Annotated in this window: 13 protein-coding genes; 3 read left to right on the plus strand and 10 right to left on the minus strand. The window is 34.8% G+C overall.

The window, feature by feature from the left end:
* Positions 1-345: 345 nt before the first annotated feature.
* Positions 346-543: a cold-shock protein gene (locus AC4PL9_RS14565; RefSeq protein WP_491605481.1), complete on the minus strand. Its 198-nt coding sequence runs from the start codon at positions 541-543 to the stop codon at positions 346-348.
* Positions 544-580: 37 nt separating this feature from the next.
* Positions 581-1,780, minus strand: coding sequence for a DEAD/DEAH box helicase (locus tag AC4PL9_RS14570; RefSeq protein WP_491605482.1), 1,200 nt, complete (start codon positions 1,778-1,780; stop codon positions 581-583).
* Between the two features lie 841 nt (positions 1,781-2,621).
* Here AC4PL9_RS14570 and AC4PL9_RS14575 point away from each other — a divergent pair.
* On the plus strand, positions 2,622-3,605 hold the full coding sequence (locus tag AC4PL9_RS14575) for a fatty acid desaturase family protein (RefSeq protein ID WP_491605483.1): 984 nt from the start codon (positions 2,622-2,624) through the stop codon (positions 3,603-3,605).
* A gap of 23 nt (positions 3,606-3,628) precedes the next feature.
* Positions 3,629-4,066 carry a cold-shock protein gene (locus AC4PL9_RS14580; protein WP_491605484.1) on the plus strand — a complete coding sequence of 146 codons (438 nt, stop codon included), beginning with the start codon at positions 3,629-3,631 and terminating at the stop codon, positions 4,064-4,066.
* A 172-nt stretch (positions 4,067-4,238) separates the two neighbouring features.
* On the opposite strand, the gene AC4PL9_RS14585 is transcribed toward AC4PL9_RS14580, so the two are convergent.
* From AC4PL9_RS14585 to AC4PL9_RS14610, 6 genes are all read right to left on the minus strand, one after another.
* Entirely contained in the window at positions 4,239-5,351 is a 1,113-nt protein-coding gene (locus AC4PL9_RS14585) for a Kelch repeat-containing protein (protein ID WP_491605485.1), read from the minus strand.
* A 22-nt stretch (positions 5,352-5,373) separates the two neighbouring features.
* Positions 5,374-5,994: a hypothetical protein gene (locus AC4PL9_RS14590; RefSeq protein WP_491605486.1), complete on the minus strand. Its 621-nt coding sequence runs from the start codon at positions 5,992-5,994 to the stop codon at positions 5,374-5,376.
* A gap of 384 nt (positions 5,995-6,378) precedes the next feature.
* Positions 6,379-6,798, minus strand: a complete 420-nt coding sequence (locus AC4PL9_RS14595; RefSeq protein WP_491605487.1) for a hypothetical protein — start codon at positions 6,796-6,798, stop codon at positions 6,379-6,381.
* Between the two features lie 73 nt (positions 6,799-6,871).
* Positions 6,872-7,729, minus strand: coding sequence for a T9SS type A sorting domain-containing protein (locus AC4PL9_RS14600; RefSeq protein ID WP_491605488.1), 858 nt, complete (start codon positions 7,727-7,729; stop codon positions 6,872-6,874).
* 278 nt (positions 7,730-8,007) lie between these two features.
* Positions 8,008-9,636 carry a hypothetical protein gene (locus tag AC4PL9_RS14605; RefSeq protein WP_491605489.1) on the minus strand — a complete coding sequence of 543 codons (1,629 nt, stop codon included), beginning with the start codon at positions 9,634-9,636 and terminating at the stop codon, positions 8,008-8,010.
* 303 nt (positions 9,637-9,939) lie between these two features.
* On the minus strand, positions 9,940-10,296 hold the full coding sequence (locus AC4PL9_RS14610; RefSeq protein ID WP_491605490.1) for a hypothetical protein: 357 nt from the start codon (positions 10,294-10,296) through the stop codon (positions 9,940-9,942).
* Positions 10,297-10,375: 79 nt separating this feature from the next.
* Here AC4PL9_RS14610 and AC4PL9_RS14615 point away from each other — a divergent pair, with 79 nt between their 5' ends.
* Positions 10,376-10,573: a hypothetical protein gene (locus tag AC4PL9_RS14615; protein WP_491605491.1), complete on the plus strand. Its 198-nt coding sequence runs from the start codon at positions 10,376-10,378 to the stop codon at positions 10,571-10,573.
* Positions 10,574-10,931: 358 nt separating this feature from the next.
* On the opposite strand, the gene AC4PL9_RS14620 is transcribed toward AC4PL9_RS14615, so the two are convergent.
* The gene (locus tag AC4PL9_RS14620; protein ID WP_491605492.1) at positions 10,932-11,291 is read right to left on the minus strand and encodes a hypothetical protein; all 360 of its coding nucleotides are present in this window, start codon (positions 11,289-11,291) and stop codon (positions 10,932-10,934) included.
* Positions 11,281-11,485: hypothetical protein (locus AC4PL9_RS14625; RefSeq protein WP_491605493.1), on the minus strand; the 205-nt coding region annotated here is incomplete at its 5' end. The genes AC4PL9_RS14620 and AC4PL9_RS14625, both read right to left, overlap by 11 nt.

The raw sequence follows: 11,485 nt of genomic DNA on the forward strand, positions 1-11,485 counted from the left end.
GAATTCTTTAAGGAACTCTCTTTTGGGAGCATTTCCGCAATCTGTTTTTATCATAATTTTCACCATCTCAATAGCATGTATTCTTTCTCTTATACTGGTGGTACTGATCTCTAAAACAACTTCATTTCTAATGTAGCTATTTTAAATTTAATCAAATGCATAAACTATGCTACTGAACAAATCCTTAGTTCCGGTTAGAATAAAAACACAAAATCCCAATGAAATTTCATTGGGATTTTTATTAGTGACCTCAAACGGAAAAAATTACAACTTTTTGATAGAGGATTTTATATAAAACGACTACAATTTTTAACTGAAGTCAAATTATGCATTAAAGATAATTGATTAATTATCAGATATTTTTACATCTACAGCATTCAACCCTTTCGATGTTTCTTCAATATTATAGCTAACTTTATCATTTTCTTTAATTCTAGTTGTCAACCCGGATGAATGCACAAACACATCCTTCCCACTTGCTGAATCATTTATAAAACCAAACCCTTTTGCTTCATTGAAGAATTTTACTGTTCCCTCTTTCATCTTACTTTAAATTATATGTTATTTATTTGAAACAGAACTAGTCTACAAACGTGTAGGCAGTTCCTGTATTTCCAGCTCTTCCGGTTCTTCCAACCCGGTGAATATATGTATCATAATCCATTGGGATCTGGTAATTAATCACCAGCGATACGTGATCTATATCTATCCCTCTCGCTGCAACATCTGTTGCAACAAGCACTCTGATTCCGCCATTCTTGAACTTTTTCATGGCACTGATTCTATAATTTTGTGATTTGTTACCGTGAATCTGGTCTGCCTTTACCCCTGCACTATTAAGTTTCTTCGCAAGTCGGTTTGCCAGATGCTTTGTTTCCGTAAACAAAATAACTTTACTAAAATCAGTATTACTCAACACATCCAGCAAAAGCTTAAACTTATCCTGTCCATTTTCAACCTTAATCACGTCCTGATTAACACTCTTTGAACTGGAGTCTCCCGAATGTATTTCTACAAGAAACGGATCGGTTACAATTTCATCAATAATGACCTTTTGCTTTGGATCTTTAGTGGCCGAAAACAGTAAAGTCTGTTTACGCTGCTTCATTCCTCCCACTAATTTTCGAATATCATGGATAAAGCCCATATCGAGCATTTTGTCAAATTCATCCAACACCAATACTTTAAATTGGTTCAGTTTTAAACTCCCTCTCTGATTTAAATCAAGTAAACGTCCCGGAGTACCAATAATAAGATCAAAACGGTTTTTCAAGCTCCGAACATCTTTTTCAACATTTGTTCCCCCGATATAACAAGCGGCGCTCAGATTCATTTTTTCTGATAACTTTTTAAACTCATCGTACACCTGAATCGCCAGTTCTCGTGTCGGAACAATAATCAGAGAGGTAAACTTATCTCCCTCGCTACGCAACAAACTTTCCAAAATAGGAATCAAAAAAGCTCCTGTTTTACCTGTTCCGGTATTAGCAATACCTATCAGGTTTCCTCCATCCACCAATTTATCAAAAGTTTTATCCTGAATTTCGGTGGGTGATACAAACCCCATTTTCTGTATATTGATTTTCAACTGTGGTTGTAATTCCATTTCCTCAAATCGCTTTTCTACTGTAATTGATTTTACGGTAGAGGCAATAGCTTTTTGAATAAGTAATTCAGGATTTAACTGTGACTTTTTTGCCGGACGGCTTGCACGTTTTGGAGCAGCTGCTCTTGGTTTATTTGTTCTAGCGGGTTTGCGTTTATTTTCTACTATTTGCATATCATTAATTTCTTTACCATTTCGGGTAATTTTGTTCAGACAGATTCGGATTTTCCCAACCTGTAAAGAAAGACCAATCAATTGTCCTTCGTTTCTGCGAAATAAAATACTTCGCAAGACATCAATAAAATTCCGAAACGTATGCTGTGAAAAGAAAAAGAATATTTTTATCTCATTAAGAAACAAGTGTTCTTGTAATGTACAAACACTATGAACGGCTTCGTTTCTTCACTTTATTTCAGGTGTGAGATTCCTGAAATACATTTTTCATTTAATAACATTTTCCGGCTGGCTATATCTTTGCCTGAATAACAATCATACATCTCTATTGATATATGTTGTTTACACGAAAATTCTAAAAAATGATGAGGTTTGATTACAATACAATTTGAAAACCTCTGAAACAATTACAACCGTTTCTCAGAATAAGAATTAACCTGTTCGGTACAAATGTACGTACTTTTTTGATATACAATGGATTTATTTTTCTTTACTTCAATTTATGGGACTAAATCAAAATAAATGCCTATATTTGCAAAACCAAATAAAATTCTGTTAAATAAGTTGGTGCTGTAATTTAGTTTTGTCAAAACGTTTCATCGTTTTCCCTTTCTTTATTTATATCATTTTATTTTAGGATTTAGTTGTTTTTCGTCTATTAAGTTTAGCGAAAGATAGTATTTAAGCCTTCATAAGAAAGGGTAATATTCACTTAATAAAAGAGCGTATCGAACATCTTAAATTTTCACGTACTGCTGAACGAGAATTTTCACAAACTTTGAAAAGAAGGGTTAATCTCTACTTTAAACTGAACAAAATACATAAGCGAGCAAACACAAGTATGATTTTAAAGACGGTTGTCATGCTCCTTGTTTATACTATCCCAATTGTATTACTGGCTTCTGGAATCATTAGTTCCCCCCTCTTAGCTATTTTACTTTATCTTATAAGTGGTTTAGGAATTGCGGGAATAGGAATGGGAATAATGCATGATGCCAACCACGGTGCTTACACCAAACATTCGCGGTTAAATAATCTTATGAGCCACACATTGGATTATATGGGATGCAGCAGTAAAATGTGGAAACTACAACACAATGTACTTCATCATACTTACACCAACATTCACGGACATGATGAGGACATAGACGCGCCTTTATTTCTACTCCGGTTTTCTCCTCACAGTAAAGGGTATAAGATTCAAAAATTTCAACATTATTATGTGTGGTTTTTTTACGGAGTACTTACCCTCTATTGGGTTACCGTAAAAGATTTTAGAAAAGCTACAGATTACTACAAAATGGGGTTAATCCAAACGAAAAAGGAATACCGACTTCGGATCTTAAAATTAATACCTCTGAAGATACTTTATTTGACGTATGCATTATTGCTACCGATGATCTTTGCCCCTTTCTCTGCTTACTGGATCATCCTTGGATTCGTATTGATGCATGTTTTAGCAGGGATTTTGCTAAGTGTTGTATTTCAACTCGCTCATGTTGTTCCTCACACCAGCTTTCCTCAGTCTGACAGTCCCGGTAAGATGGATGTTAACTGGCATATACACCAGTTACAAACAACAAGTAACTTTTCTCCGAAAAGCAGATTTCTTTTCTGGTATTTAGGAGGATTGACCAATCAGATAGAACATCATTTATTCCCAAACATTTGTCACATTCACTATCGGACCATCAGTAAAATAGTTGCTCGCACAGCAAAAGATTTTCATATTCCTTATTATGTTAATAAGACTCTCTTTTCCGCGGTATACGGACATGTAAAGACTTTACGTATTCTGGGAAATATGAAAACATATCAAAAGTAAATTTTAAACATATATAATAGATTATGGCAGATACCTTCAATAAAAAAGAAAGAGAAAAAAAGAAAAGACAAAAAAAGAAAGAAAAAGAATTCAAAAAAGAGTCCCGAAAGGAAAGCTCCAATAAGTCCGGTTGGGAAAGCATGATGGCCTACGTGGATGAAAATGGTGTTATTCATGATACGCCTCCTGCCCAAACCAATAAAAAGGAAATAAAAGCAAAGGATATCGAAATCGGAATCCCTAAACGAGATGACAGTGAAATTGATCCGATTCTAAAAGGTACGATCAACTACTTCGATCCTGTTAAAGGATATGGATTCATTAAAACTCCGGACGATCAAAGTTTTTTTGTGTATCAGAGTAATATTTCAGGTGGAGAACCTGCAAAAGGCAGAAAAGTACGCTTTGAGAAAGAGAAAGGTGCAAAAGGCTGGGTAGCGGTTAAGGTCGTTTTGGAATAAATACGCCCCCCCTTTCTTTATGATACTACACCGTGAATTATCTCTTTAATTTTGGAAGTGAGCTTTCTACACTCACTTCCCTGGTTGTATGATATCTTGTTCGGAAGTAGGTTTATTTTGACCTAGTTAAAATACCTTACCTCCTAACACACTTCTGAGATACAACTTTACTTTAAAGAGGATCTATTCTCCATATATCATTTGCATCCTCCTCATCAACTCTACCACCTATAATATAAATATGATTATTAAATGGAATAGCTATATAACCTCTCCTATTCAATAACTCCTGATCCTGGGGAATATACCGTGACCAGTTCACACCACTATTCGAGCTAACCCAAAGATCATTTCTGTAAGATGAATTAGTGTATCCTCCCATTACATAAAACTTATTATTAAGCGCAAAAGCACTTTGATGTGCCCTGGTAGTGAAAGGCTCTTCCGTCACAACCTCAGTCCAGTTCACTCCATCTTCACTATACCAAACATCATTTTGAAAAGAAAGCCCCTCTCTCCCAGCAAAAAGCCATATTTTTCCGTCAAATATATCTACACTATGTAGATCGCGATCTCCAATCTGTGCTGATTCCGTTATCAACTCCCATGTCACTCCATCAGAAGATTTCCAAACCTTACCATCATTAAATAATAGAGCTCCTCCGATTAAGTACATAGTATTTTGAAATGAAATCACCTTATGAAATTGTAGTGGTTCAAACTGGGCGTTTGAGGTAGCTTCTGTCCAGTTCATACCATCTGCAGAATACCAGACATCATTTAGTTGAGTATTTCCATCTGTCTGTCCACCGATAACCCATAGCTTATTATCATGTACAACAACAGCGTGATGTATCCTCTTGGAAAAAGGTGCCTCGCTGACTTCCAATGTCCAGTTTTCTCCGTCCGAACTACTCCAAACATCATTTAAGCGATATCCTGTTGAACCAATTGTATTTATCCCTCCTATGATGTATAGTTTCCCGTTAAATGTAACACAACCATGCCCCGTTCTACCGGCAAAAGCTGTATTATCAACAACTTTTTCGGCAACTAAACACTCCACACCAGGTTGTTCGCAAGGTGCCATATCTTCATTATCTGGATTTGTGCCATCCCCTGAATTTGTTCCATTCGCTGGTATACTACAAGAACCATCATCTCTTTTGGCTTTTGGATCATAATTTTCTGCCTTAGGGTTTGTACAACCTTCTCTTTTACAAGAACTCATCGCTAAAGCACCAAGTAAAACTATTGATAAAAGATAAATCGAAAAGTTTTTCATCTGAATAATATTTATTAGATCGTTAATTACTAAAAGTTATTTTGAGTTTACCTGAAAAGTTCTCTCCCGCCAAATCAATAAAATCTCCTTCAAAAACAATGGTTGTGGTAATTCGTCGATCACCTGTAGGAATTTCATTTCGAACCTTAAAGTTTTCTAGTGCTATTATTCCTTCATACGTTTGGGCTAATACGGCATTTATACCTAGTGTTTGCATCTGAATTCCATTTCCATCATTAGAATTACTAGTAATGGCACTCATTTCAGGTTGATTATTCTGATTCAAATAAATGACTCCTCCACAGAGAACCCCCGGTTCTTCCTCATCCGAAAACATCCACCTTAATCGATAGCGATTATTATCCTCATCTATACCTGCATAAGCCATTCCATCAGCATACGGAATCTCTCCAAAAAACAGTGTATCTCCTTCTGTTGTTATTAGACTATAGGTGTGATTTTCTTTTTCCTGACTTCCCTGTTCATCACCACTGGTTAAATATGTACATGAACCGTCATCTTTCGTCGCTTTTGAATCAAAATTCACTGCTGTTTTATCCATACATCCTTCTCTAACACATGAAGAAGTTATTATCGCTAATCCAATTATTAAACTTCCTAATTTACCACCTGATACTTTCATACATTTATTTTTTGAGATTTGAGATTTGTTTAATTTCAGTCAGATTATATCATCCAACTCTATCGATGACGTATATACAAGTCTGATAATTATTTCAAGAGGGTCGTATTAACCGATCTATAATTTGTTGAAATGATGTAACTCCAACAAAACAGTGCAAATTTAGGAGTGTACAATCAGTGAGAAAACAGGGTAAACCCTATTACTTTCAAAGGGGTTAACCCTATTTGAACCTTATTTGGGTTAGATAGTATCATCTATTAACCATATTGACAAACTATTAGTCAACAAGTTACCAACTTATCTCAGTGATGCGATAGGTCTTAAAAATCTCTATAAATATTACTGTACGTCAGCACAAACAAAATATGTTTCCGAAATAGTTTACTCTTCCAGATAGGTTTGTAATTCATTTTTAATCGTCATTCTTTCTACTGAAAAAGTAGTGGAATTTTCATGTAGAAAGTCTATTAATAAAACGGCTTTTTCTGACAGCATGGCTTTGTTATAGTTCCTGTTTACTTCAGTAAGTTCTGTGGATAAAACTATTGTATACAGTAGCTCAATTAACTTTTCGATATGTGATTCGTGGAGATTCGTGATCTTTTTTAAGAAATCCTGACTTTCCATTTCATTGAAATCTTCAAGTGTTAAGTCAAACGCACTTTTGAGTGTTTGATTTACTTCCTCTATACTGTTTTGCGTATTACCTGATTTCAACCTGCTCATTTTATCAATTAAGCTGGTCAATACTAAAACGAGTTTTTCAATTTCCCTTTTTATAAAGTCTCTTTCTACTGCCATATTATACGCTTTGACCTAAAATATCTGACTATATACGGTAACAGACATTCGCAATCACCTTTGCTTACGCCCCTTAATAAACTAGGACCTTTTTAATAAACGTGTCATCTTTATCCCAAAATCTTATGAAATAAATACCTTTTTCAAATTGAGAGACATCTATTTTCTGTTCCTGACTTTCCATTTGGAATGAAGAGAGAACCTGGCCGTTAGCGTTTACTATTTCAATTGCATAAATTTGGTCCGTTTTTATAGTTAATGAACTTTGCACCGGATTTGGAAATATCTCCGTTTTTCTTCCTTCATTTATAGCAATCTCATTAGTCAAAGGACTTTCAATACATACAGTTTGTCCTATGTTTAATTCTTCCCACATTTCAGTTTCGGGGTTAAATTTATAGGACAGATCATCTTCTATATTTTCCGGACCTGATGCCCACAGAAATCGGCATTCACCGGATGAGCTTTGTATTCCTAAAAAATAACTTTCAGGCAGGTTGGTTAAATTGGTGTTAACATACTCCCAGTGATAAACGACATCTACTGTTCCGATATTAAAATTTGTAGCTGTTGCCAGTAAGACTGCACTATCTCTTAAGCTGACAATTTCATTTCCTGCTTCTCCGGAATTGTCTTCAAATATTTTAAACACAAATTTAAGTTCATCACTGGCACAGGCGGCGGTTGGTTCTTCGAGAGAAAATTTAGCGCCATAGAACAATATGGAATGAATATTTTGTTCATTTAGATGCTGTACAACTATTTGTCCTGTCTCCACACTTGATGTATTGAAATTATTAAATATGGAAGGAATTTGACAAAAAGTAACTTCACCGTCCTTTAGCGTAAAAAAGTCATTGTCTTCATTTTGCGCAAAAAATACTGATGTATAGATTATAGCCAACAGTGATAATACGATTTTACTTTTCATACTTCTTTTATTTTACATTCGGTTTTTACTATTCATTCATCGATGAAAGAGAGTAATATAAAATTCCTTATTCACAATAATATTACAAATTGAATCATTTATTGGACTATAAGACCGTTTCAACTTGATCTATTCAGGTAGTATCGTCACTCTCAAATTCTCTACTTGCGAATAAATTTAAGCATTATTCTAAAACAGATAATATTTTCCCATTACACGTTTGGGTAATGGGGTATCATCCTCCCGAAATGATTGGTTTCAATCCGAAAGAAGGAGCATCAGGTTTTTCGTTTAAACAACTGACAATTTTCCGTACTGGAAATTAAGGAATAGTTTTGCTGCAAATTCTCCTTTATAGAAGCAGTACAGGAGTCTGTCCCGGAGTCTATATCCCCTAAAATAAATACATAATCAATTGGCTTCTTCAACGAACTTTGTGAGTTGGACTTCCATTCAAGGCAAGAATATTCTTCCGGTGGAGTTGTACCCAATAGCGTTACAGGAATTTTTGCCTCATTCCATTTTACCGGAAAATACCCTGTAGCACACTCATAGTTCTCAAGTATCACCATCGGTTTATCACCCCCCAGGTAATTTGAAAAGTGAAGTGCTAACCAATCATCCGAATAATCAAGCGGTAAAACCACACTATTGGGAGCGATTTGTTCTGACATTTCATAACATTCTACGGCTACTTTATCCAAATCACGAATAACAGATGAGTAATATACTGTCAACCTGAGATTGCAATATAAAACAACCAACACACCTAATATCGTAAACCATTTGGGCAATCTCTGTGTCGAAAGCCAGATGATCAGAACGATGAAAAATAATAACCCCAATCGCACAGAAACAAAACCGGCAGTTCCGTCGGAATCTGGAAGTACAAAATAGAAGAGTAGCATTGAAAACGCCAGTACCAACCAAAAGTTAGAAAGTACAATTCTACCTTTTGCAGATGGAGAAGGATTGCTGCGGGAAAAAAAACGTCTGGTAATTTGGAGATAGAGGGACACGACTGTCATCGCCATCAAAACGTAGAAGATTTTTTTCGTATACGTTGCTTCGAATACAAAGTCATATACGATAATTGGCCGGATCTCCTTCAACCACTTTATCAATTCCGAATACTCCAGAAAAACAGCATTCCCGGGTGTATCTCGTGACAAAAAATAATTCAGTAATAAAAGCAAAGGAACAAAAGCAGAAAGCAATACTATCCCGGACTTTTTTAGTACAGACTTCCCTGTCTCTTTAACCTGTAACGGATAATTATCCACAAGGGTCATCACTGCTTTCACTACAATATGTACACCGATAAAAAACAGTAGCAATCCAAAGATAAAAATATGAGAAAAATAAGTCAATGTGGTCAGTATAAACAAAACAAAAATGCTCTTTTTTGAGAAAAGATGATCTTCATTCTTTATCCAGTAATTGAGTGTAATAAACAGCAGTAGTAATGCGATAGAAAAATTATAGAATCCCAAAAGGAACAAAAAGGAATAGGAAAAGGGAAATATCAGGTAGCTGAATACAACATAGTTTTCCGGATGTATGGTTTTTAGAAGTGCTCTGAATGAAAGCGGGAATGCTATCAGGTAAAACAAAACCAGTATTTTCTCGGCAACAAATGAAGGAAGAAAAAGATTAAATACAGCCAGAATAAAATGCCCTATCCAATTGGGAACCGGCTCCTGATTCAAAACAAAAAACTCATGGATTTGCGGATTGTTTTCAAATAGCAATACATTAATCAAATTTGAATTATACAAGTGCGCAGCTCCATCCATTGTAGGCAGGAACGTATTCGTCAAAACCGGAAGTAAGCTTATCGCGATTACTGTTAAGAACACGTATTTTTCCAGTTTGTCAAATTTTCTGGCTATCATATCGTCTCGCATGTAGAGTTGTAACGAAAATTTCTCCGTTTGAAATGTACGTAAGATTATTCTAAGATTGACTGTTCATCTCGTATTTCCTATCTGTAGTTAGTAAAACCGGGGATTTACCTTATAGAAAAACAACAAGAGCGGAACGGGAGTGCGGAATTTGCGGTATATGTTGTTGTATCACCATTCAACAACTTCTATAACAAACCTTTTAACCACTTTTTTTAGATAGTTATACAAAAAACAACTAGTGACACCATTTTGGCATACTACCATGCAGGTGGTATTTCTCGAGTTGGTAACTATCAGTGAACATTACCAACTTTTACGTTTTATAATCAATCTTCCTTTGTCATCACGAACAAAATCAAGTACAGTTGAATCTTCTATTGCAAATTTCACTAATACAGAATCGCCAGGCAAAGCGTTGCAATATCTACAATTTCTAATCCAACCTTTAATCTCCTTCTTCTTTGTAGGGTTAATTGTTACATAACACCCCGTACCTCCATAACCTCCTTTGTAACCAATAAATAAACCATAAATAGTATTATTATTTTCTAGCTTATTTTTTTCATTTTTTACTTGATAAAAGTATAGAGTAAAACCTACAACATGAAGAATCACTATATTTACATAGAGCATATATTTTTTATATAACTTCTTCAACATATCATTTAAATTATTAGATTGCTCCAATTGGTTAAGTCCATTGATACTATTTTACAGTCTACCAGAGGTTGTGCTAATAATGAAGTTTCCCGTTATAAAATTTAAACACGAAGATTTAGATCTGGGAACACGACTACATGCAAATCCGAAAACACTCATAACTGAGTGTTCTATAGTTACTGGGAATGTGCTTATAGCTCCCAATGTACTACCAGAAGAAACAGTAAACCATGTATTAATACTCCTGATAACCGGAACCATAATCATCGCATTATAAGATAATCCAGCGGATAAAACTAATGAATTTTCCTCCTAATCTCTATCCAACGGTCGTATAGACTTGATTTATAGAATTCAGGCCTGTGCTTACGAAGGTAGTGCTGATCGCACTTAAAGGTCTTCCCGTTTTTTTTCATTTGAAAATTACAACAAATCATACGAGCAATAATTCTGATACACGTAGTACGTAATTATTGAATAATAGACCGAATAAAACACGAAAAAAGGGCAATCTAATGATTACCCTTATCGAACTATTCTTGATACCCCCGCTACCACCTGAAAAACAAATGGTTAATTAAATAAATTTCATTCCTCAATAAATCTGGCACACTCCCCATTAACATAACCACCTGCTAATCTGGTACACGACCAATCAACTTCTCATATTTTTCCCTATTCCAATAGCAACTTTCAAGTTCCACCATTTCTGGTTTATCAATCGCATATTTTATGAGTACAGTATCTCCGATATTTACCTGTCCATAACAATGTTTTGGGTCAAATCTTTCAGTGTCAATCATTTTACCATTTATAAAGTGGTATACTTCTATATAATTTCCCAAGCGTGAGGCATGATATTTATCAGAAACTACAGCGAAATTATATTTACTTTTCATTAAAGCTTTTTCTTTTTGTGAATCACGGTAATATAACCACCCAACAAATACAAGAAAAATACTTACCAAAAAAATTATTTCTTTTTTATTTTTCATCTTGCTGACTATTTTTACTTTCAAATTCACCAATTAAGTAACTATAATACATTTGAAAATAGATTCCAAGAAATGGTGTGCCAAATCTACTGTTACCGTATGAGTTCATTATAAAACTTGATGAATTCTGAGAGAATCCAGGTAAACTTCCCCTTTTTTCAGACAGTTTAAAAATATTAAATTTAAACTGAATA

The sequence above is a fragment of the Wandonia sp. genome, assembly GCF_984588085.1.